Here is a 22049-nt window from a genome sequence, read left to right as displayed (position 1 = left end):
GGTGGACACCGCACTATCGACCCTAGATCCGCGGCGGGGGGCACACACCCCTCCCGTAAGACTGCGACACAGGACGGCCATGACCTCTACGCCCGCGACGACCGGCCTCATCCACCTCACCGATCGCGAGCCCGCGGTCTCGGGCGCCGAAATGGTGAGCGCGCTGGTGCCGCCCCCGCAGTTCGACGGCGCCACGTTCGAGTCGTACCGCGCGGATGCCGCCTACCCCTCGCAGCAGGAGGCCAAGGAGCTCTTGCAGTCGTTCGCGGGGAAGCAGTCGGCGCCCGCGAAGAAGGGCGGCTTCTTCCGTCGGGCGGAGAAGACGCCCCCGGTCAAGCCGGGCGTCTACCTCGACGGCGGGTTCGGCGTGGGCAAGACCCACCTGCTCGCCGCGATCTATCACGCGATGCCCGCCCGCCGGAAGTACTTCGGCTCCTTCATCGAGTACACCGCGCTCGTCGGCGTCCTCGGGTATGCCAAGGCCGTCGAACTGTTCCGGGGCTCCGACCTCCTCTGCATCGACGAGTTCGAGCTCGACGATCCGGGCGACACGATGGTCATGACACGACTCCTCGGCGAGCTCGTGGCATCCGGGACCCGACTGGCGGCGACCTCGAACACCCCGCCGAACGCTCTCGGCGAGGGACGCTTCGCCGCGCAGGACTTCCTGCGCGAGATCCAGTCGATGGCCGACAGCTTCCGCACCATCCGCATCGACGGCACCGACTTCCGTCAGCGCGCGATCGACGGGGAGGCGAAGGTGCTCTCAGACGGCGACTACCGCGCCGCCGTCGAGAACGCCTCCGCCGGCGGCGTGGCATCCGACGATGCGTTCAGCGACCTCGTCGGACACCTGGCGCGCGTGCACCCGTCACGCTTCATCCGCCTCATCGACGGTGTCGGCGTGATCGGCCTGCGCGACGTGCAGGTGCTGCACGACCAGTCGGCGGCACTGCGCCTGGTCGCGTTCGTCGACCGCGCCTATGACGCGCAGATCCCGATCCGCGCCACCGGGGTGCCGCTGAACACGGTGTTCAGCGACGAAATGCTGGCCGGCGGCTACCGCAAGAAGTACCTGCGCGCGGTCTCCCGCCTGGTGGCGCTCACTCACTCCTGAGGTCCTCTCATCAGCGCCTCCCATCGGCACGAAACGCGATGTTTACCGGGGAGCGGCGGCTGTAACCTTCGCGAAACACGAGACGAAGGGCGACGGTAACCGGCACTGGGAACACTGAAGGGACCCGACGCTACACCTGCGTCCCTGCAGAGAGGTTTCCTCCGAGATGGATCAAGGCAACACCGCATTCATCCTGATAGCAGCGGCACTCGTGCTGCTCATGACGCCAGGACTCGCGTTCTTCTACGGTGGTCTCGTCAAGGCCAAGAGCGTCATCAGCATGATGATGATGAGCTTCGGCGCCATGGGCCTCATGGGGGTCCTGTGGGTGCTCTACGGCTACTCGATCGCGTTCCCGACCACCGAAGAGGGAACCACCCAGTTCCCGTGGGCGATCGACCCCAGCAACTTCAGCCTCGCCGGCGTCCTCGAGACGCCCGAGGGCGCGGCATACCCGCCGCTCGCGTTCGTCGCGTTCCAGGCCACGTTCGCCATCATCACCGTCGCCCTCGTCTCGGGCGCCATCGCCGACCGCGCCAAGTTCGGCGCGTGGATGATCTTCGCCGGCATCTGGGCCACGGTGGTGTACTTCCCGGTCGCCAGCTGGGTCTTCAACTTCGGCCTCGCCGATGACGCGTCCTTCTCGTACGGCGGCTGGATCACCCACGGCCTGCAGGACGTCTTCGGCGTGGGAGCGATCGACTTCGCCGGTGGAACCGCGGTGCACATCAACGCCGGTGCCGCCGCCCTCGCCCTGGCGCTCGTGCTCGGCAAGCGCGTCGGCTTCCAGAAGGGCGCGCACGTCCCCCACAACCCGCCGTTCGTGCTCCTTGGCGCGGGCCTGCTGTGGTTCGGCTGGTTCGGCTTCAACGCCGGTTCGGAGCTGGCTGCCGACGGTACCGCCGCGCTGGCGTTCGTCAACACGATCGCCGCTCCCGCCGCAGCCCTCCTGGCCTGGCTGATCGTCGAGAAGATCAAGGACGGCAAGCCCACCTCGGTCGGCGCCGCCTCCGGAGCCGTCGCGGGTCTGGTCGCCATCACGCCCGCCTGCGCCGCCCTGACGCCGTTCTGGGCCATCGTGCTCGGCCTGCTCGCGGGCGCGGTCTGCGCCCTGGCGATCGAGCTGAAGTTCAAGCTCGGCTTCGACGACTCGCTCGACGTGGTCGGCATCCACCTCGTCGGTGGTCTGATCGGAACCCTGTACCTGGGCATCTTCGCCACGGGCACGGGCCTCATCAACAGCGGCTCGTTCAACCAGCTGATCGTCCAGGCGATCGCCGCGCTGGCCGTGCTGGTGTACTCCTTCGTGCTCGCCTTCGTCATCGGTTTCGCGATCGAGAAGACGATCGGCTTCCGCGTGAAGAACGAGGACGAGATCGCCGGTATCGACACCGTCGTGCACGGCGAGGAGGGCTACGTGCTCTCCGACGTGCGCGGCTGAACCCGCTCACCTCGAACGGGGCGTCACCGATTCGTCGGCGGCGCCCCGTTCCGCGTGTCTAGGGTGGGCCGTATGGGAACGACCTCTCGCGTCCTCTCGGCGCTTCTCGGCCTCTTCCGGTCCGGAACGAGCACGACAGCTCCACCGCGCCCCTCGAAATCGGCTGTCGGCGCCCCACGCCCCGCTTCGCGCCCGAGCGCCGCAGCGGGCACCGAGACGGTGGAGGTCGACCCGCCGCGCCGCCTGTCGCTCTCGTACGCCCCCGCACGCGACGGCGCGCCCGACGGCGGCGAGATCGTCTGGACCTGGGTGCCGTACGAGGAGCGCGACGGCCGCGGCAAGGACCGCCCCGTACTGATCATCGGCCGGGCGGATGCCTCCCGCTCCTACGCCGTGCGCCTGACGAGCAAACCGCATGACGGCGACCGCCAGTACCTCTCGCTGGGCACGGGGGAGTGGGATCCGCAACGGCGTCCGTCGTGGGTGGACGTCGAGCAGGTGTACCTCGTGCACGACGCGGGTATGCGGCGGGAGGCCGCAGCCCTGGATCGCAAGCGGTTCGACGTCGTCGCGAAGGCGTTGGAGGCGCGCTACGGGTGGTCGCGCGGGTGAGCGACGCCCTGCTCGAAGGGCCGCGGGGAAGGCGACTATGCCTCGAGTACGGGTGCCGGGATACACGGATCGTTGAGATCGTGAACAACTACGGCTTCCACCACTTCGAAGACGGCGCTCGGGTCATCGCGTTCTCGAGTGGCGAGCCCGCGCCGATCCCCGACCCGAGTGTGGGCGACATCGCGGAGGCGCTCGCCGCGGCATCCGGAACCCCCCTCGACCATGACGCCGTCGCCGGGGCGCTGCGGGCGTCGGTCGACGTTGCGCGGTACTGGCAAGAACCCGACACGGTCGATCGGCTCTGCGCTGATCCGCGGATCGTCGAGGCGCTGCGACCGCTCGCGCACGACCTGCTCGCGCTGTACGAGCGATCGTGGAACCGCGAGCGCACACCGGAGCAGTGGGCCGTGAAGTGGCGGCTCCGTGAAGCCGCCGGCGCTCTCGCTCCGGCCGCGGCCACCGCGCTCGAGAAGTGGAATGCCGGCCTGCGCGCTGCGGAGGAGCGCGCCCGACGGGACTGGCCGACGGAGCCGACGGCCCGCGTGTCGGGGGAGTGGTGGTCGGTGCCGGTGTGGATGCTGTCGACGCGGGGCAGCGTCGAAGCCGCTCTCGACCTCGTCGAGGATGCCTTCGGCGACGAGGCCGCCACGGTCATCCCCGTCACCGGGCACGGGCGCACCCTCGAGATCAACGGCGCCGCCGACTGGGCTGAGCTGTGCCGGAGGTACCCGCTCGAGGTGACGGCTTCGCACCGCCACGACTGGTACCGCACGACCGGACGCGACGGCCGCTGGCTGATACCGGATTGGGTGCGCATCGCTCGCGAGTGGCACGCCGTGCACCTCACCACGCTCGGCTACCTGACCGGTGCGACCCGCACGATCGAGATCGACGGCGAGTACGCGAGCGTGATCGCCGGATGGGCGCCCGACTCGACGATCTGGCTGACCGACGCCGTCGTCGAGAGCGGGCCGCGCGAGGAGTGGCAGCGGGAGCGTTCGGATGAGCCGTGGAGACGCGTCGGCTGAGGTTTCGACCGCCTGTTGGGGGGCCTTCTTCGGCAGCCACTCGGCTCGCACCCCGGGACCGTCAGGGACCGTCAGGGCCTCGTGGAATGACGAAGGCCCCCGGCGAACCGAGGGCCTTGCGATGGTGGGCGATACCAGACTCGAACTGATGACCTCTTCCGTGTGAAGGAAGCGCGCTACCAACTGCGCCAATCGCCCGCATCCCGAACGGGACTCATCGATCGTACCGGATGCCGAGAGGTGCTTCCGACCAAACCGAAAGACACGCGCGGGGCGCACCTCGTTTTGCGCCCGCGCTCAGATCGGGTAATGTCTTACGAGTGCTCGGGGCAAGCCCCGGGAACGAAGTGCGGATGTAGCGCAGTTGGTAGCGCACAACCTTGCCAAGGTTGGGGTCGCGAGTTCGAGTCTCGTCATCCGCTCGAGTGGAGGGATCTGTCGCCAGTACGTATGGCGGGCAGATCACGACACGTGGGTCGAACCACATCACGGTGGCGTGGCCGAGCGGCTAGGCACCGGCCTGCAAAGCCGTTTACACGGGTTCGAATCCCGTCGCCACCTCAACTCACAAGAGAACAGCCTGTATAGGCGCGATTGGCGCAGCGGTAGCGCGCTTCCCTGACACGGAAGAGGTCACTGGTTCGATCCCAGTATCGCGCACCGAATGAAACCCCCGGCTCGCCGGGGGTTTTTTCGTGCACGGACGAGGCGCTCACCCCCGTCCGCGCTCAAGCGACCAGCTGTGCGCATCGAGATCGCCTGATCCTGGGTGAGCTCGCGCGCTGCATGGCAAGCGGATGCGTGCCGGCGCCCGGGGCCGAGAACCACCGGCTGCCCGCGGCCGCTCCATGAGCATCGACGATGAGGATCGATGAGCATCGACGATGAGGATCGCGGTTCAGCCGTCCCGCACGGGGGTGACCGTCAGCGACACGACGATGTCCCGCAGAGTCATCCGCTCGCACGGACATATCAGCGACCCGAGTGACGCGCTCTCCAGCCGCGCGCACCGCGCGCGACAGCGGCTCGTTCGCCGCCGGGAATTCCCGCGCCGCTCACGGACGACGATGACGATCGATGCGGGGGAGTGGTTGTTCCCGCCGCCAGTAAGGGGGGCTGCGGAGTGCCTGGCGGCGGGAACAAGGCGACGTTATCCCATGTCCACCGAATGGGGGACAGGTCGCGCCCGGTCTTATGGCTCCGTTGCGCATTCCTTGCGCCCGCGTTGAGGTTCGGCACAGCAGTCCCATGAAGGGCGTATTCGACGGACGTGCAACACCCGGCGCCGTCGTGCTCCCGCTCAGATCACGGCGATGCTTTGCAGGTACTGCGCGACTCTCTCGTGATCCACGACATCCAGCGGCTGGCCGTTCACCCGGTGCGCGGACGCCAGCGTCGTCAGCGACTCGTTGGTCAACCCGAATCGATACGTCTGCAGTGAAACGATCACAGGCCCCACCTGCGGTACGTCGTAGCTCCCCATGGCCGCGAGCATAGGGCGCGAGCACGCCACCATGGAAGCGCTCCCAACAAGCTCTTCGCGAATCGACCTCGGCATCCGGAGCCCGATGCAAGCCCTGGGTGGATGCACGAGGCCCCACTAGCGTGGAGACATGACGGTCCCCGACACCCACTGGCGTGAGATCGCCTCGTCGTCCTTTGTCTCCCTCGGCACCTATCGCAAGAACGGCGCCGTGGTCGCTGTTCCGGTGTGGATCGCACGGGACGGGGACGAACTCGTCGTCACCAGCGAACGGTCGACGGGTAAGGTCAAGCGCCTGCGCAACGACCCTCGAGTCACGCTGCGCCCGTGCAGTCGCATGGGCGCGGTGGACCCGGATGCCCACACGGTTGAGGCCCATGCTCGTATATCGGGTCCGGCCACCGAGGACGTGCGCGCCCACACCGCCCTTCGCCGCAAGTACGGCCTGCAGTATCGGTTGATCCTCGGTTTCGAGGTGCTCGTGCGGCGGCTTCAACGCAAGCCCGGGGATCGCGTGATCATCCGCATCTCCCGTTCCACCTGACGTCGCGGCATCCCGCGGGGCGCGCGCCGCTGGTTGAGCCCTACCTGCGAAACGACTCCGGAGGCAAGGGGTGGGCGCGGGGCTCTTTTTGCGGGACAGTGCTTGGAGAAACGACGATGGATCCCTCGGCCACCGCGTTCGAATTTCTCGCCTGGAGATGCGCGCGGCTGGGGAGGAGCATCAAGGGGTCATCATGGGCAAGTTCATCTACGACGGGAACGTCAAGGTCGACTTCGAGGATCGCCTGCTCGCGCACCTGCAGGCCGTGATCATGGCCAAGGTCCGCCGGGGAGAGTCGTTCCCCTTCACGTGGAAGGACGACATCAGCACCGGCGGCGGGCGCACGACGGTGTACATCCATCCGAACGTCTCGCTGGTGTTCAAATATCACGGCAGCCGGACGCCCCAACTGAGCCCCGCCTGGCTGCACGCGCTCTCGTACAACGCCAATTCCGGGCGCGGTCTCTACGTGATCCCCGAGCCGGACGAATCCGCGCCGCGCGAGAGTGCGCAGCGCGAGGAGATGGTCTTCCGCGAGGTACCGAACGAGCAGGTCGGGGCGAGCGCGCACTCCTGAACCCGGAATGCCGAGAGCCGCGACGGGCGTTCTCTCCCACATGACGGACTGGAACGACGCGAAGCCCTTTTTCGAAACGGATGCCGTGGCGCACCTCGCGACACTCATGAAGGACGGCTCCCCGCACTCCATCCCGCTGTGGGTGGGGGTCGACGGCGACCGACTCATGATCTTCACCGAGATCGACACGCTGAAAGACCGCAACCTCCGCCGCGACCCGCGCGTCGCGATCTCGGTGACCGGAGCCGACAACCCGTACTCGATGGCCTTCGTGCGGGGAGAGGCGGTGCGACGCATCGACGGCGACGCCGCCCTGCCCTACATCGACCGGATCTCGGCGCTCTACACCGGCGGGCCCTACGGCATGCGAACGGGTCTGGCCGTCTGGTTCATCGAGCCGCGCAAGGCCTGGTCGCGCACGTACGAGGACTGATCCTCACAGGGCGAGCGGGACGACGGCGAGCAGCAGGATCAGCGGGGCGATCACGGCACCCAGCACGACGAACCTGCTCCACCGCACCTCGACGCCCGCCGCGACCAGCCGGTCGTGCCACAGGAGCGTCGCGAGCGACGCCCACGGCGTCACGATCGGGCCGGCGTTGACGCCGATGAGCAACGCCGCGAGGCGCACGGGCGACCCCGCGACCGACTCCAGCGCGAGATAGGCGGGCAGGTTGTTGATCCCGTTCGCCACGAGAGCGCCCACCCCGGCCAGCTGCCACAGCGATCCGAGGTCGTCGCCGGTCCCCGCGAGCACGGTGGTCACCTTTCCGATTCCGAGCGCCTCGAGCGCCCCGACCGCGAGGAACAGCCCTCCGGCGAACACGAGCAGCGACCACGGGACGAGCCGGATGCCGAGGCTTTTCGGCGCGCGCAGGGCGAACGTCACGACGAGCACGACGGCGGCGGCGACGGCCGGCATCCACGGTTCGAGACCGATCACGAGCAGCGGCAGCAGCGCCAGCGTGACGATGCCCGACACGCGCAGGAGGACGGGGTCCGAGACGGTGGGGGCAGCGGCATCCGGATAGGTGCGGGGCAGACGCCGCAGGAACACGACCGTCAGCACCAGGACCGACACCGCGATTGCGATGAGCGCCGACGGGCCGAGCAGCGCGAGAAAGGCGATCGGATCGTGTCCTCCGCCGAGGGCCTCGGATGCCAGCAGGTTCGTGAGGTTCGACACGGGCAGCACGAGCGAGGCGGTGTTGGCGAGCACCACCGTCACGAAGGCGAACGGCAGGGGATCCATCTTGCGGGCCACCGCCATCGCCACCACCACCGGCGTCAACAGCACCGCGGTGGTGTCGAGCGACAGGAACGCCGTGGCCACCGTCGCCAGCAGGACGACGAGCGCCCACAGCAGGGCCGTGCGCCCGCGCGCGATCTTCGCCAGGCGCGCGGCGACCACGTCGAACAGCCCCGCCTTGGACGCCAGTTCGGCCACGATCGTGACGGCGACGACGAACAGCAGGATGGGCCAGACACGGTCGGCGACAGCGAGGGCGTCGCCTGCGGGGAAGGCGCCGGTGAGCAGCGCGACGATCCCGAGGATCCAGAGCACGCCGCCGATGATGGCCAGAGTCACCGCTCCACTATGGGGCACGTCCAGTGCGGTCGAGACCATGCCCGCCCGGTAGCCTGGAACGGACCCCTTCAGGAGATGTTCTGTGACTGATTTCCCCACCGATGGCTTCGCCCTCTTCCCCGACCGTTCGGTTCTCGCTCTGCGCGTCAACGGGGAGCTGAAAGACCTGGCCACGACCGTGACGGCCGACGACCAGGTCGAGCCGGTCACCATCGACAGCGCAGACGGTCTCTCGATCCTGCGCCACTCGACGGCGCACGTGCTCGCGCAGGCCGTCCAGCGTGTCAAGCCCCAGGCGAACCTCGGCATCGGCCCGCCCGTCACCGACGGCTTCTACTACGACTTCCAGGTCGACGAGCCCTTCACTCCCGACGACCTCAAGGTCATCAAGAAGGAGATGGAGCGCATCGTCCGCGAGAACCAGCGGTTCGTGCGTCGCATCGTCACCGACGACGAGGCCCGCGCTGAGCTCGCCGACGAGCCGTTCAAGCTCGAGCTGATCGGTCTCAAGGGCGGATCCGCTGAGGCCGCCGAGGGCGCGTCGGTCGAGGTCGGCGCCGGGGAGCTGACGATCTACGACAACGTCACCCGCGACGGCGAGACCGCGTGGAAGGACCTGTGCCGCGGACCGCACGTTCCCGGTACCCGTCTGATCGGCAACGGCTGGGACCTCACCCGCATCGCCGGCGCCTACTGGCGCGGCAGCGAGAAGAACCCGCAGCTGCAGCGCATCTACGGCACGGCGTGGCCCACCAAGGACGAGCTGCGGGCCTACCAGCACCGCCTCGAAGAGGCCGCGAAGCGCGACCACCGCAAGCTGGGCAAGGAGCTCGACCTCTTCTCGTTCCCCGACGAGATCGGTCCGGGGCTCTCGGTGTTCCACCCCAAGGGCGGCATCATCCGCTACGAGATCGAGCGCTACATGCGCGAGCGCCTGCTCGCCAGCGGCTACGAGGTCGTGAACACCCCGCACATCACCAAGGGCGACCTGTTCATGACCAGCGGCCACCTGCAGTGGTACGCCGACGGGATGTACCCCCCGATGGTCCTCGACGAGGTCGTGGATGCCGACGGGCACGTGTCGCGCGAGGGCCAGGAGTATTACCTCAAGCCCATGAACTGCCCCTTCCACAACCTGATCTTCCGCTCGCGCGGCCGCAGCTACCGCGAGCTGCCCCTGCGTCTGAGCGAGTTCGGGTCGGTGTACCGCTACGAGAAGAGCGGAACCCTCGCGGGGCTGACGCGCGTGCGTGGCATGACTCAGGACGACACACACATCTACGTCACCGCCGACCAGGTGAAGGGCGAGCTGACCCACAGCCTCGACTTCGTGCTGCAGACGCTGCGCGACTACGGCCTCAACGACTTCTACCTGGAGCTGTCGACGAAGGAGGAGGGCAATCCGAAGTTCATCGGCGACGACGCCCTCTGGACCGAGGCGACGGACACCCTCCGCGAGGTGGCCGAGGCCTCGGGCCTCCAGCTCGTACCCGATCCGGGCGGAGCAGCGTTCTACGGCCCCAAGATCTCGGTGCAGGCGCGCGACGCGATCGGCCGCACGTGGCAGATGTCGACCATCCAGCTCGACTTCAACCAGCCCGAGCGCTTCGAGCTCGAGTACACGGGTCCCGACGGAGAGAAGCACCGCCCGGTGATGATTCACCGCGCCCTCTTCGGCTCGGTCGAGCGCTTCTTCGCCATCCTGCTCGAGCACTACGCGGGTGCGTTCCCGGTGTGGCTGGCGCCCGTGCAGGTCGTGGCCGTGCCGGTGGCCGCCGAGTACGGCGACTACCTCCAGGGCATCGTGGCCGATCTGAAGACCAAGGGCGTGCGCGCCGAGGCCGACCACAGCGATGACCGCATGCAGAAGAAGATTCGCACGCACACGACGCAGAAGGTGCCGCTCATGCTGATCGCCGGCGAGCAGGACAGCGCGGCCGGTACGGTGTCGTTCCGCTTCCGCGACGGAACGCAGCTCAACGGCATCCCCGTCGACGAGGCCGTCTCGCGCATCACCGGCGCGATCTCGGCGCGGACGCTCGTCAACACCGCCGAGGACCTGGCGTGACGACCGGCCCGGATGCCGCCGGGGCGGAGTCGTCCGCGACGACCGACGCCGAGCTGGTCGACGCCGCGACCCTTCCGGGCGTTCCCGACGAGTTCCAGCGCCTGTGGACTCCGCACCGCATGGCGTACATCTCGGCCGGGCGCGAGCCGATGGAGAAGAACTGTCCGTTCTGCGCGGCGCCCGACAAGAGCGACGAGGACGGTCTGATCGTCGCGCGGGGGAAGACGGCGTACGTCCTGCTGAATCTCTTCCCCTACAACTCGGGCCACCTCCTGGTGTGCCCGTACCGTCACATCGCCACCTACGATCAGGCGACCGAGGAGGAGGTCGCCGAGATCGGCGCCCTCACCCAGCGGGGGATGCGGGTGCTGCGCGCGGTGTCGAACTGCGACGGTTTCAATCTGGGCATGAACCAGGGGGCGATCGCGGGGGCAGGGGTCGACGGTCACCTCCACCAGCACATCGTCCCGCGCTGGGCGTCGGACGCGAACTTCTTCCCGATCATCGCCAAGACCAAGGCGCTGCCGCAGCTGCTCGGCGACGTCCGCCGCGCGGTGTCGGAGGCGTGGGACGCCTGAACCGGCGTTGTCCACAACCCCCGCTCGCCGCGGGGTCGTGCTGGCTACGGTGGTCCCATGAACGCTCGGACTCGCCCCCTCGTGCTCTCGTTGACGCTCGCCGCCGTGCTGACGGCGACGACCGCGTGCATTCCGCTTCCGAGCCCGCTCGAGGGCGGCGACGCTGCGGAGGCCCCTGCGGCGACCCCGACCGCGGCGCAGCCGTCGGCTCCGGGGGAGGAGGCGACCGCCGACCCGGACGACTTCTCCGACGTGTTCACCGAACGCGACGAATTCTTCCGCGAGCAGCAGCTCCCCATGGACGGCACCCCGCTCGTCGCAGTGACCCCGGCTCAGCAGGACTTCATCGCGCAGCAACGGGCCTATGTCGAAGAGCAGGGTGCTACGTGGACCGCTTCCGACGAGAACCTCTCCCTCGCCCTCGCCGGCGATGCGTGCGAGACGGCGATCCTCAGCCGACACGAGGTCGACTCCTCGACCCTCGTCGCGCATGTCTCGACGTCGCCCCTGTTCGCTCAGCTGATCCCGACCGGGCTCGATGACGATGCACGGAAGAAGGCCGAGGCCAACGTCGCGAGCGTGATGGTGTTCGGCACGACGTTCCTCTGCCCCGATGACGGCGACGCGTGGGTGGCGGCGTACCAGCAGGTGTACGGGGGCTGACGAACAGCCGCGCCGGACGTCGCATCGGTGCGCCCGATCCCTTCGACAGGCTCAGGGACCTCGCTGTGCAGCGAGGAGATGCCCATTCAGCCGGTCGCGGGACGGGTGCTGAGCCCGTCGGTGCGATCGGGCGATCGTCGTCGTCTCAGCGGACCTGGCGCACGTCGAACTGGAGGCGCGGGTGGGCGTAGGCCTCCTGCGACTCCACGAGGCGCAGTTCGCGCGATCCGGACTCGTACGTGTTCGACAGCAGGTCGAACACGCTCGAGGCTGTGCGCGCCAGGGCGTCGGCCGCGTCGCCCGTGCGGCGGTAGTGCGCCGTGAAGAGCGCGGCGGTGACGTCGCCCGAGCCGTTCGCCTTCATCGGGATGAGCGGCGTCTGCACGATCCATGCGCCGGCGTCGTCGATCACCATCATCTCGATCGTGTCGGCCTCGCGGTCGGGCCGCTCGACGCTCGTGACCAGGACGGTACGCGGACCTCGCGCGCGCACAAGGTCGGCCGACGCGAGGGTCGAGTCGATGCTTCCGGGCTCGGTGCCGGTGAGGAAGCCGAGCTCGAACTGGTTGGGCGTGATGATGTCGGCCGTGGGCACGACGCGCTCGCGCAGCAGCTCGGGGATGGCCGGTGCGACGAAGCAGCCGGACCTGGCGTTGCCCATGACCGGGTCGCAGGCGTAGACGGCATCCGGATTGGCCTTCTTCACGCGCGAGACGGCGTCGATGATGACGTCGCCGATGCCCTCGCCGCCCTGGTAGCCCGACAGCACCACGTCGATCTCGGGGAAGATGCCACGTTCCTCGATGCCCGCGATCACGGCTGCGACATCGTCGGGGGAGATGAGCGGTCCGCGCCAGGCGCCGTAGCCGGTGTGGTTCGAGAAGTTCACCGTGTACACGGGCAGCACCTCGACGCCGATGCGCTGGAGGGGGAAGACGGCGGCGGAGTTGCCGACGTGCCCGTACGCGACGGCGGACTGGATCGAGAGAACCTTCATGCCTCGATCCTTCCACTTCCCGCGTCCGCCCGGAGCACCCGGCACGCCCGCGCGAGGTCGTCGGCCAGGGCGTGGGCCGAGGCCTCGTCGAGGTCGTGGACGGTGAGGCGCAGGAAAGCGCCGTGGTCGCTCTCACCGAGGAAGAACGGATCGCCCTCGCGCACCAACCATCCGCGGTGCATGAGCTCCTCGCGCACGCGCGGGGCCGCTACCGGCAGCGGCACCCACAGGTTGAGGCCGTCGCCGGGAGAGACCGGAACCCCCCGGTCGGTGAGGGCCCGAGCGAAAGCGGCGTTGCGATCGGCGTAGTGGACGGCGGCGCGCTCGATGCCCGTGCGCACCTCGTCGTCGGTGACGAGAGCGAGCGTCAGACGCTGCAGGATGTGGCTCACCCACGTCGTCCCGGGGGTGAGGCGCACGGCGAGGCCGTCGGCGGTGTCGGCATCGGATGCCGTGACGGCGAGGCAGGTGTCGGGTCCGAGGAACTTCGACATCGAGCGGATGCGCGCCCACCGTCGTTGGGAGGCGCCGATCACCGACTGCAGCCGCGCCCGCGACAGCAGGGAGAAGTGGTCGTCCTCGACCACGAGCACATAGGGGTGCGCGACGAGGACCTCGCGGAGCGCCGCCGCGCGCTCGGCACTGAGGCTCGCGCCGGTGGGATTGTGCGCCCTCGGCGTGACGATGACGGCCCTCACCCCGGCGTCCAACGCGGCGCGCAACCCGTCGACGGTCATGCCCTCGGCATCCACCGGGACGGGCACCGCGCGATACCCGCCGGTGCGCACGGTGTGCAGCGCCGACAGGAAGCACGGGTCCTCCAGCGCGACCGCGTCGTCGCGCTGCAGCGCCTGCGCGAGCAGCCGCTCGATGGCATCGCTCGCACCGCTCGTGACGGTGATGCGCATGTCGTCGTGGGGGAGCTGTTCGGCCATCCACGCCCGCGCCCACGCTTCCAGACCGGGGTCGATGACCGGCTCGCCGTACAGCACCGGGCGCGCGGAGCGGGCGAGGGCGGCCGTCGGGTCGGGGATGAGCGCGGGGTCGGGGTTGCCCGTGCCGACGTCGCGCAGCACGGTGTCGGGCGCGTAGCCCTCCTGCGCGACGGCGGCGCGGTCGGCGACCCGCGTCCCGCCGCGTCCGCGGGCTTCGACGAGCCCCGCCTGCGCGAGCTGGCGATACGCCGCCACGACGGTGTTCCGGTTCACCCCCCGCTCGGCCGCGAGCGTGCGGACGGGCGGCAGGAGCGTGCCCGGGGGAAGCTCTCCGCGTTCGATGCGCGTGCGCAGGCCGGCGGCGATCTCGGATGCCGAGCGGCCGGTGATGTCGATGGTCATACGCCCCCAAAGCTTTCGCCCAGCTTATGTCCTGCGCCATGCTACGGTTTGGCCTAAGCCAATAGATCGCGCCCCGAAGCGCGGAACGGAGCAGTCATGACCGACACCGGAACCTCGCGCGTCAAGCGCGGACTCGCCGAGATGCTCAAGGGCGGCGTCATCATGGACGTCGTCACCGCCGAGCAGGCGCGCATCGCCGAAGACGCCGGCGCCGTCGCGGTGATGGCGCTCGAGCGCGTCCCGGCCGACATCCGCGCCCAGGGCGGCGTCGCGCGCATGAGCGACCCGGATCTGATCGACGACATCGTGGCATCCGTCTCGATCCCCGTCATGGCCAAGGCCCGCATCGGCCACTTCGTCGAGGCGCAGATCCTGCAGGAGCTCGGCGTCGACTACATCGACGAGTCCGAGGTGCTCTCGCCGGCCGACTACGTGAATCACATCGACAAGTGGAACTTCACCGTGCCGTTCGTGTGCGGCGCGACCAACCTCGGCGAGGCGCTGCGCCGCATCACCGAGGGTGCGGCGATGATCCGCTCCAAGGGCGAGGCCGGCACGGGCGACGTGTCGGAGGCGACAAAGCACATCCGCACGATCCGCTCCGAGATCAACGCGCTGCGCGCGAAGACGAAGGACGAGCTCTACGTCGCGGCCAAGGAACTGCAGGCCCCGTACGACCTCGTCGCCGAGATCGCCGAGACCGGGAAGCTTCCCGTCGTGCTCTTCACCGCCGGGGGAGTGGCGACCCCCGCCGACGCCGCCATGATGATGCAGCTGGGCGCCGACGGGGTGTTCGTGGGCTCGGGCATCTTCAAGTCGGGCAACCCGGCGCAACGCGCGGCCGCGATCGTCAAGGCGACCACGTTCCACGACGACCCGAAGATCGTCGCGGAGGCGTCACGCGGGCTCGGCGAGGCGATGGTCGGCATCAACGTCGCCGACCTCCCCGCCCCGCACCGCCTGGCCGAGCGTGGCTGGTAACAGCCCCCGCGTCGGCGTCCTCGCCCTGCAGGGCGATGTGCGCGAGCACCTCGCCGTGCTGACCGCCCTCGGAGCCGACGCGCAGCCCGTGCGCCGGCCCGAGGAGCTGGCCGCCGTGGAGGGCCTTGTGCTCCCCGGCGGCGAGTCGAGCGTCATCGACAAGCTCGCGCGGGCGTTCGGCCTGTTCGACCCGATCCGGGCCGCCATCGCGGACGGGATGCCGATGTACGGCACGTGCGCGGGGCTCATCCTCCTCGCCGACCGGATCGACGGCGCGATCACCGGCCAGCGCACCTTCGGCGGGATCGACGCCCGCGTCGCGCGCAACATCTTCGGCTCTCAGACGCAGTCGTTCGAGACCGACCTCGACGTGCCCGCACTGGGCGCCCCGCCCGTGCACGCCGTGTTCATCCGGGCGCCTGCGGTGGTGGAGTGGGGCCCGGATGCCGTTCCCCTGGCATCCCTTCCCGATGGGCGCGTCGTGGCGATCGAGCAGGGATCGCTGCTCGGCACGGCGTTTCATCCGGAGTCGACGGGGGAGACGCGCTTCCACGAGCGGTTCCTCCACCGGGTGCGCAATCGACGCGGTGCGGGCGCCGCCGCATCGTAAACTGGGGGAATGTCCGGACACTCCAAATGGGCCACGACCAAGCACAAGAAGGCGGTCGTCGACGCCCGCCGCGCCAAGTCGTGGGCCAAGCTCATCAAGAACATCGAGGTCGCGGCCAAGCTCGGCGGCGCCGACCTGCAGGGCAACCCGACCCTCTTCGACGCCGTTCTGAAGGCCAAGAAGACCTCGGTCCCCAAAGACAACATCGACCGCGCGATCAAGCGCGGAGCAGGCATCGGCGGCGAGGCCGTCGAGTACGCCTCGATCATGTACGAGGGCTACGGTCCCAACGGGGTGGCGTTCCTCATCGAGTGTCTGACCGACAACAAGAACCGCGCGGCGGCCGAGGTGCGCACCGCCCTCAGCCGTAACGGCGGCACCCTGGCGGACCCGGGCAGCGTGGCGTACAACTTCAGCCGCAAGGGCGTCATTGTCGTCCCCGCCGAGGGCACCAGCGAAGACGACGTCATGCTCGCGGTCCTCGAGGCCGGCGCCGAGGAGGTCGAACCCCACGGCGAGGGCTTCGGCGTGATCACCGAGGCGAGCGACCTGGTCTCGGTCCGCTCCGCCCTGCAGGATGCCGGGATCGAGTACGACTCCGCCGACGTCGAGTTCGTCCCCTCCCTCAAGGTCGAGGTCGACGCCGACACCGCCCGCAAGGTGTTCCGACTCATCGACGCGCTCGAAGACAGCGACGACGTGCAGAACGTCTACACCAACTTCGACCTGACCCCCGAGGTGCAGGCCGAGCTCGAGAACGACGAGTAAGGGCGCGCCCTTCGTCGCGACACGGCCCCTGCGTTTAGCGTGGGGGCCGTGTCCCGTTCTCTGCGCGTCCTCGGCATCGACCCCGGCCTCACGCGCTGCGGCATCGGCGTCGTCGACGTCTCGCCTGACCGGACCGCCTCGCTCGTGCACGTCGGCGTCGCCCGCTCCGCGCCCGGCGACCCGATCGAGAAGCGTCTCGCGGCCATCGCCGCCGGCATCCGGGAGGTGCTGGTCTCGCACGAGCCGCACGTCGTCGCCGTCGAGCGCGTCTTCGCGCAGAACAACCGACACTCGGTGATGGGCACGGCCCAGGCCAGCGGCATCGCCCTGCTCCTCGCCGCCGAGCACGGACTGACCGCGGCCACCCACACGCCGAGCGAGGTCAAGGCCGCCATCACCGGCTACGGTTCCGCCGACAAGCTGCAGGTGCAGACCATGGTCGCGCGCGTGCTCCGTCTCGACGCGCTGCCTCAACCGGCGGACGCCGCCGACGCCCTCGCGATCGCCCTGTGTCACGCCTGGCGCGGCGGCCCGGCGATCCCGTCAGCGGATGCGACGCTGACACCGGCCCAAAGGGCGTGGAGGGATGCCGAGAAGCGGCGTTCTCCACAGCCCCGTGTCGCTCGAACGCATGTACGAACGCCACGCGTAGGCTGATCCCATGATCTCTTCGCTGCACGGGGCGGCGGCGCACGTCGCCGACGATTCGCTCGTGGTCGTCGTGGGTGGGGTGGGCTTCTCCGTCGCCGTCACCGCCCAGTTCGCGCGCACGGTGAACCTCGGCGACGACGTTCACCTCCACACCAACCTGATCGTGCGGGAGGACGCCCTTTCGCTCTACGGGTTCGAGACGCGCGAGGAGCTCACGGTCTTCACGCAACTGATCAGCGTGACCGGCGTCGGACCGAAATCGGCGCTCGGCGTGCTCTCCTCCTTGACCGTCCCACAGATCGCCCAGGCGGTCGCCGACGACGACGACGCCCCGTTCCGACGCGTATCGGGGATCGGTCCGAAGACCGCCAAGCTCATCGTCGTGCAGCTCGCCGGGAAGCTCGCCGTCGTCCCGGCCACCGCTCCCGCAGCCGTCGCCTCCCACGGGCAGGTTCCTGTCCAGGTCACCCAGGCCCTCATCGGGCTCGGGTGGACCGAGCGCACGGCAGCCGAGGCCGTGGCATCCGTCGCCGAGAACGCCTCGGAGGCGGACCGCGCCTCGGTGCAGGCTCTGCTGCGCCTGACGCTCGCGCTGCTCGGGCCGGCGCGGAAGGAGAGCGTGGGTGGCTGACGTCCGCGACGCCGGCACCCCCGACGACGAGACCGAACTCGCGATCGAAGGCGCGCTGCGGCCCACCTCGCTCGAGGAGTTCGTCGGCCAGCAGAAGGTGCGCGGGCAGCTGCAGCTGCTGCTCGACGCCGCGCGCATCCAGCAGCGCTCACCCGATCACATCCTCCTCTCGGGGCCTCCGGGGCTCGGCAAGACCACGCTCGCCATGATCGTGGCGCACGAGAGCGGGCGCCCCCTGCGCCTGTCGAGCGGCCCGGCGATCCAGCACGCGGGCGACCTGGCCGCCCTGCTGTCGTCGCTCACCCCGGGAGAAGTGCTCTTCATCGACGAGATCCACCGCATGGCCCGCTCCGCCGAGGAGATGCTGTACCTGGCGATGGAGGACTTCCGCATCGACATCATGGTCGGCAAGGGGGCCGGGGCCACCAGCATCCCGCTCGACCTCTCGCCCTTCACCCTCGTCGGGGCGACGACGCGCGCGGGGCTGCTGCCCAACCCGCTGCGCGATCGCTTCGGATTCACGGCCCATCTCGAGTACTACGAACCCGAAGAACTCGAACGGGTCGTGTCGCGATCGGCGGCCATGCTCGACGTCGGTCTGCCCGGCACGGCGCGCTCCGAGATCGCCCGTCGCTCGCGCGGAACGCCGCGCATCGCCAACCGGCTGCTTCGGCGCGTGCGCGACTACCTCGTCGTCCACGGCCCCTCAGCGGGAACTGACGACGGCGACGCCGACGTGCGCACGGTCGGCGCCGCCCTCGACCTCTACGACGTCGACGCCATCGGTCTCGACCGTCTCGACCGGGCCGTGCTCGACGCGCTCGTTCGGCGATTCCGCGGGGGACCGGTGGGTTTGAGCACGCTCGCCGTCGCCGTCGGCGAAGAGCCCGAGACCATCGAATCGGTCGTGGAGCCCTACCTCGTGCGCATCGGCTTCATGGGGCGCACCCCGCGCGGGCGGGTCGCCACCCCCGAGGCCTACGACCATCTCGGCGCCCCTCACCCCGACGGCCTGCTCCGGTTCAGCCAGGGGTCATGACCTATACTCGGCGAGGGATTCCCCGACCCCCGCTTGACTCACGCTAGGCAGTGCCGCACGGCGCGCCTGACTCGAAAGGTGCACCGCCTCGATGGATATCGCCCGGTTCTTCGCCGATTACGGCATCGTCATCCTGCTCATCGGCCTGCTGATCTTCATGTTCTACAGCTCGCGGCGCCGCATGCAGAAGCAGAAGGCGGAGCTCGAGAAGAAGTCGCGCGAGACGGTCCCCGGCGCCGAGGTACTGCTGCAGGGCGGCCTCTACGGCACCATCGTGGAGTACGACGGCGTCGACCTCGACAAGCCGGCACTCGTGGAGATCGCCCCCGGCGTGGTCATCAAGGTGCACAGCCAGGCCGTGCTGCGCATCGTGGACCCGACCCAGGGCGCGGTCACCGAGGACGAGTTCATCGAGGCAGAGGAGACCGAGGCGGAGTACATCGCCGGCGTGGCCGACGGCGACATCACCTCGATCAGCGACGACCAGCGCGCCGCCCGTCAGCACGCGGTCGACCCCGATCAGACCGACAAGGACCGCCCGCAGGCCTGACGCCCGCTCCGCCGTTCCCGCCCGCCGCACAGAAAGCCGACTCCGTGGCGCCCTCGACCCCTGTCCGTCATGCCTGGCGCGTGCTGACCGGATTGCTCGCCATCGTCGGCGTGCTCTTCGGCATCAACGCGCTCGGTGTGTACGTCTTCAACGCCAGTTCCTGGACCCCCGAGCTCGCGCTCGACCTCCAGGGCGGGACGCAGATCATCCTGCAGGCCCAGACCACCGACGGGGCGGCCCCCGACAGCGAACAGCTGGCGCAGGCCGTCACGATCATCCGCCAGCGCGTCGACGCCTCGGGTGTGGGTGAGGCGGACGTCGCCACCGAGGGCGGGCGCAACATCGTCGTGCAGATCCCGGGACAGGCCGACGACGCCACGCGTCAGCGCATCCAGAGCTCCGCGCAGCTCCAGCTGCGGCCGGTGCTGTTCACGGGCTCGCCCGCGACGTCGTTCGTCGGCGAGGACGGCAACAACACGCCGTACCCGACTCCCGACCCGAGCCTGCCGGCGACCCCCACCGCATCGCCGACCAACGCGAGCGACCCGGCGTACATCACGCCGGCGCTGCAGGCGGAGTTCCTCGCCTACGACTGCGCCAACCCGCCCTCCAACCCGGCGCAGGCCCCGGCCGACCAGCCGATGATCACCTGCGACGTCGACGGGCAGGCGAAGTACATCCTCGGCCCCGTCGAGCTCGACGGCAACGACATCTCCGACGCCACGAACGGCCAGGAGCAGAACACCGGCCAGTGGGCCGTCAACCTCGTCTTCAACGACCAGGGCACGCAGAAGTTCGCCGACGTGAGCCAGCGTCTGTACGGGGCACAGGCCCCGTTCAACCAGTTCGCCTTCGTCCTCGACGGCAGCGTGCTGTCGGCTCCGTCGATGAACGGCATCATCGTCGACGGCCGCCCCAGCATCACCGGCAGCTTCACCCAGGAGTCGTCCAAGGCCCTCGCCGATCAACTCAAATACGGCGCCCTGCCGCTGAGCTTCACCGTCGTCAGCTCCGACACCGTCTCGGCCACCCTCGGATCGCAGCAGCTGCAGGTCGGCTTCATCGCCGGGCTCATCGGACTCGGTCTCGTTGGGATCTACTCGCTCATCGTCTATCGCGCTCTGGGCACCGTGATCATCGCCTCGCTCGGCGTCATGGCGGTGCTGACGTACCTGGCCCTGTGCATCCTGGCGTGGCGCGCGGGTTTCCGTCTGTCGCTCGCCGGCGTCGCAGGCCTCATCGTGACGATCGGCTTCACCGCCGACTCCTTCATCGTCTACTTCGAGCGCATCCGCGACGAGCTGCGCGACGGGAAGTCGATCACCGCGGCCGTCGAAGACGGATGGTCGCGGGCGAAGCGCACCATCTACATCTCGAAGTCGATCAACGTCCTGGCCGCCGTCGTGCTCTACATCCTCGCGGACTCGACCGTGAAGGGCTTCGCGTTCACGCTGGGTCTGACCACCGCGATCGACGTGCTGATCTTCATCCTGTTCACCCACCCGGTCATGCAGTTGCTCGCACGGACGCGCTTCTTCGGCTCCGGCCACCCGCTGTCCGGGATGGACCCCCACGCCCTCGGCGCGGTCTACCGCGGTCGCGCGCAGTTCCGCGCGCCCGTCGCCGATGCGGGTCGCGTCAAGCGCTCCCGCGGCGAGGCCCAACGCCGACAGACGATCGCCGAGCGCAAGCAGGCGGAGCTCGCGGCCACTGCCCGCGGCGATAGCCGCTCCACGAAGGAGGGAGACGACTGATGCCCCGCTCCATGTCTCAGCTCGGCAACGACCTCTACTCGGGGAAGACGTCCTTCCCGTTCGTCCAGCGTCGTCGCCTGTGGTTCATCATCGCGGCAGTCCTCGTCATCGGCGCCGCCCTGGTGCCGCTGTTCCGTCCCGTCCAGTTCTCGATCGAGTTCACCGGCGGGTCGCAGTTCACCGTGTCGAGCCCGGCATCCTTCGACCAGGCTCTCGCCACCGACGCCGTCACGTCGGTCGTTCCGGGTGCGACGACCCGCGTCACGACGATCAGCGACCAGGCCGTCCGCGTGCAGACCGACCAGCTCGGGCCCGACGAGACGCAGGCCGTCTCGGCCGCCCTCGCCTCGGCATACGACGTCCCCTCGTCGGAGATCACCGACTCCTTCATCGGCCCCACCTGGGGCGCAGACGTCACCCGGCAGTCGTTGTGGGGCCTGTCCATCTTCCTCGCGCTGACGTTCCTGATCCTCGCGCTGTACTTCCGCACGTGGAAGATGTCGGTTGCGGCGATCATCGGCCTCGTCGATGTGCTGGTCATCACGATCGGCGTCTACGCGGTCTTCGGATTCGAGATCTCGCCCGCCGCCGTCATCGGCTTCCTGACGATCCTCTCCTACGCGCTCTACGACACCACCGTCGTCTTCGACAAGGTGAGAGAGAACACGAGGGAAGATGGCGAGATCTCCGGCCGCACGTTCGCCGAGTCGGTGAACCTGGCCGCGAACCAGACGCTGATCCGCTCGATCAACACGACCGTGGTCGCGATCCTGCCGGTCGGAGCGATCCTCTTCATCGGTGTGCCGCTCGGCGCGCGGACGCTCAGCGACATCTCGTTGTCGATCTTCGTCGGCACCATCGTCGCCGCTTACTCGACGCTGTTCGTCGCCGTGCCGATGTACGCGCTCCTGCGCGAACGGGAGCAGCCGATCGCCCAGCGCGACGCGCGCGTGCGCGCTGCCCGCGAGAAGGCCGGCTCCCCGGCCTGACCACCGGGCTCGCGCGCTCCGGGTGCGCGGACGCGAGACCCCC

At 69.2% G+C, this 22049-nt stretch carries 23 protein-coding genes and 4 tRNA genes; 22 read left to right on the top strand and 5 right to left on the bottom strand.

The genetic code is table 11. From position 1 onward, the window contains the following. The first annotated feature begins 79 nt into the window (after positions 1-79). The 4 genes from zapE (at position 80) to B0B15_RS09695 (ending at position 4198) form a co-directional block, all read left to right on the top strand. Positions 80-1117 carry a cell division protein ZapE gene (gene zapE, locus B0B15_RS09710; protein WP_076675573.1) on the top strand — a complete coding sequence of 346 codons (1038 nt, stop codon included), beginning with the start codon at positions 80-82 and terminating at the stop codon, positions 1115-1117. 166 nt (positions 1118-1283) lie between these two features. Beyond that, complete coding sequence (locus B0B15_RS09705) at positions 1284-2558, top strand: ammonium transporter (protein WP_076675571.1); 1275 nt, start codon at positions 1284-1286, stop codon at positions 2556-2558. 72 nt (positions 2559-2630) lie between these two features. Then, positions 2631-3170, top strand: coding sequence for a type II toxin-antitoxin system PemK/MazF family toxin (locus tag B0B15_RS09700; protein WP_076675570.1), 540 nt, complete (start codon positions 2631-2633; stop codon positions 3168-3170). Between the two features lie 80 nt (positions 3171-3250). Next, positions 3251-4198: a hypothetical protein gene (locus tag B0B15_RS09695; RefSeq protein WP_083708974.1), complete on the top strand. Its 948-nt coding sequence runs from the start codon at positions 3251-3253 to the stop codon at positions 4196-4198. A 122-nt stretch (positions 4199-4320) separates the two neighbouring features. On the opposite strand, the gene B0B15_RS09690 is transcribed toward B0B15_RS09695, so the two are convergent. Continuing rightward, positions 4321-4396: transfer RNA gene (locus B0B15_RS09690), tRNA-Val, on the bottom strand. 151 nt (positions 4397-4547) lie between these two features. On the opposite strand from B0B15_RS09690, the gene B0B15_RS09685 reads away from it, so the two are divergent. From B0B15_RS09685 to B0B15_RS09675, 3 genes are all read left to right on the top strand, one after another. Further along, positions 4548-4620: transfer RNA gene (locus B0B15_RS09685), tRNA-Gly, on the top strand. Between the two features lie 68 nt (positions 4621-4688). After that, positions 4689-4759, top strand: a tRNA-Cys gene (locus tag B0B15_RS09680). Between the two features lie 27 nt (positions 4760-4786). Further along, positions 4787-4858: transfer RNA gene (locus tag B0B15_RS09675), tRNA-Val, on the top strand. Positions 4859-5498: 640 nt separating this feature from the next. Here B0B15_RS09675 and B0B15_RS16500 read toward each other — a convergent pair. Next, the gene (locus B0B15_RS16500; protein ID WP_176776613.1) at positions 5499-5681 is read right to left on the bottom strand and encodes a hypothetical protein; all 183 of its coding nucleotides are present in this window, start codon (positions 5679-5681) and stop codon (positions 5499-5501) included. Positions 5682-5811: 130 nt separating this feature from the next. Between B0B15_RS16500 and B0B15_RS09665 the strand changes: the two genes are divergently transcribed. From B0B15_RS09665 to B0B15_RS09655, 3 genes are all read left to right on the top strand, one after another. Further along, positions 5812-6225 (top strand): PPOX class F420-dependent oxidoreductase, encoded by a 414-nt coding sequence (locus tag B0B15_RS09665; RefSeq protein ID WP_076675567.1) that lies wholly within the window; start codon positions 5812-5814, stop codon positions 6223-6225. 193 nt (positions 6226-6418) lie between these two features. Next, complete coding sequence (locus B0B15_RS09660; RefSeq protein WP_076675565.1) at positions 6419-6802, top strand: DUF7882 family protein; 384 nt, start codon at positions 6419-6421, stop codon at positions 6800-6802. A 40-nt stretch (positions 6803-6842) separates the two neighbouring features. After that, complete coding sequence (locus B0B15_RS09655) at positions 6843-7235, top strand: TIGR03618 family F420-dependent PPOX class oxidoreductase (protein WP_076675564.1); 393 nt, start codon at positions 6843-6845, stop codon at positions 7233-7235. 3 nt (positions 7236-7238) lie between these two features. Here B0B15_RS09655 and B0B15_RS09650 read toward each other — a convergent pair whose 3' ends face one another. Next, on the bottom strand, positions 7239-8390 hold the full coding sequence (locus tag B0B15_RS09650; protein WP_256334271.1) for an SLC13 family permease: 1152 nt from the start codon (positions 8388-8390) through the stop codon (positions 7239-7241). 82 nt (positions 8391-8472) lie between these two features. On the opposite strand from B0B15_RS09650, the gene thrS reads away from it, so the two are divergent. From thrS to B0B15_RS09635, 3 genes are read left to right on the top strand one after another with little or no spacing between them, the layout of a single operon-like run. Further along, complete coding sequence (gene thrS / locus B0B15_RS09645; RefSeq protein ID WP_076675561.1) at positions 8473-10458, top strand: threonine--tRNA ligase; 1986 nt, start codon at positions 8473-8475, stop codon at positions 10456-10458. Continuing rightward, the gene (locus B0B15_RS09640; protein WP_371113251.1) at positions 10455-11036 is read left to right on the top strand and encodes an HIT family protein; all 582 of its coding nucleotides are present in this window, start codon (positions 10455-10457) and stop codon (positions 11034-11036) included. The genes thrS and B0B15_RS09640 overlap by 4 nt, the downstream gene beginning before the upstream one ends. Before the next feature lie 57 nt (positions 11037-11093). Then, complete coding sequence (locus tag B0B15_RS09635; RefSeq protein ID WP_076675559.1) at positions 11094-11699, top strand: hypothetical protein; 606 nt, start codon at positions 11094-11096, stop codon at positions 11697-11699. Positions 11700-11844: 145 nt separating this feature from the next. On the opposite strand, the gene pdxY is transcribed toward B0B15_RS09635, so the two are convergent. Continuing rightward, the gene (gene pdxY / locus B0B15_RS09630) at positions 11845-12696 is read right to left on the bottom strand and encodes a pyridoxal kinase PdxY (protein WP_076675557.1); all 852 of its coding nucleotides are present in this window, start codon (positions 12694-12696) and stop codon (positions 11845-11847) included. Beyond that, positions 12693-14033: an aminotransferase class I/II-fold pyridoxal phosphate-dependent enzyme gene (locus tag B0B15_RS09625; protein WP_076675556.1), complete on the bottom strand. Its 1341-nt coding sequence runs from the start codon at positions 14031-14033 to the stop codon at positions 12693-12695. The genes pdxY and B0B15_RS09625 overlap by 4 nt, the downstream gene beginning before the upstream one ends. Before the next feature lie 96 nt (positions 14034-14129). Between B0B15_RS09625 and pdxS the strand changes: the two genes are divergently transcribed. From pdxS to secF, 9 genes are all read left to right on the top strand, one after another. Then, positions 14130-15014 (top strand): pyridoxal 5'-phosphate synthase lyase subunit PdxS, encoded by an 885-nt coding sequence (gene pdxS / locus B0B15_RS09620; protein ID WP_076675554.1) that lies wholly within the window; start codon positions 14130-14132, stop codon positions 15012-15014. Further along, the gene (pdxT, locus tag B0B15_RS09615; RefSeq protein WP_076675552.1) at positions 15004-15624 is read left to right on the top strand and encodes a pyridoxal 5'-phosphate synthase glutaminase subunit PdxT; all 621 of its coding nucleotides are present in this window, start codon (positions 15004-15006) and stop codon (positions 15622-15624) included. The genes pdxS and pdxT overlap by 11 nt, the downstream gene beginning before the upstream one ends. 9 nt (positions 15625-15633) lie before the next feature. Further along, the gene (locus B0B15_RS09610; protein WP_076675551.1) at positions 15634-16392 is read left to right on the top strand and encodes a YebC/PmpR family DNA-binding transcriptional regulator; all 759 of its coding nucleotides are present in this window, start codon (positions 15634-15636) and stop codon (positions 16390-16392) included. A 48-nt stretch (positions 16393-16440) separates the two neighbouring features. Beyond that, positions 16441-17049, top strand: a complete 609-nt coding sequence (ruvC, locus tag B0B15_RS09605) for a crossover junction endodeoxyribonuclease RuvC (RefSeq protein WP_076676439.1) — start codon at positions 16441-16443, stop codon at positions 17047-17049. Positions 17050-17053: 4 nt separating this feature from the next. Next, positions 17054-17674 (top strand): Holliday junction branch migration protein RuvA, encoded by a 621-nt coding sequence (gene ruvA / locus B0B15_RS09600; protein ID WP_076675549.1) that lies wholly within the window; start codon positions 17054-17056, stop codon positions 17672-17674. Then, the gene (ruvB, locus tag B0B15_RS09595; protein ID WP_076675547.1) at positions 17667-18713 is read left to right on the top strand and encodes a Holliday junction branch migration DNA helicase RuvB; all 1047 of its coding nucleotides are present in this window, start codon (positions 17667-17669) and stop codon (positions 18711-18713) included. The genes ruvA and ruvB overlap by 8 nt, the downstream gene beginning before the upstream one ends. A 91-nt stretch (positions 18714-18804) precedes the next feature. Then, entirely contained in the window at positions 18805-19263 is a 459-nt protein-coding gene (gene yajC, locus B0B15_RS09590) for a preprotein translocase subunit YajC (protein WP_076675546.1), read from the top strand. Between the two features lie 44 nt (positions 19264-19307). Continuing rightward, positions 19308-21017, top strand: a complete 1710-nt coding sequence (gene secD / locus B0B15_RS09585) for a protein translocase subunit SecD (protein WP_076675544.1) — start codon at positions 19308-19310, stop codon at positions 21015-21017. Then, positions 21017-22006: a protein translocase subunit SecF gene (gene secF / locus B0B15_RS09580; protein WP_076675542.1), complete on the top strand. Its 990-nt coding sequence runs from the start codon at positions 21017-21019 to the stop codon at positions 22004-22006. Before secD ends, secF begins: the two co-directional genes overlap by 1 nt. Positions 22007-22049 lie beyond the last annotated feature (43 nt).

Origin of the sequence: Microbacterium sp. RU1D, from assembly GCF_900156435.1 — a bacterium.
In the GTDB taxonomy this organism is placed as follows: domain Bacteria; phylum Actinomycetota; class Actinomycetes; order Actinomycetales; family Microbacteriaceae; genus Microbacterium.
Note: the sequence above shows the minus strand (reverse complement) of the source record. Positions and strands in the feature narration are given on the sequence as shown.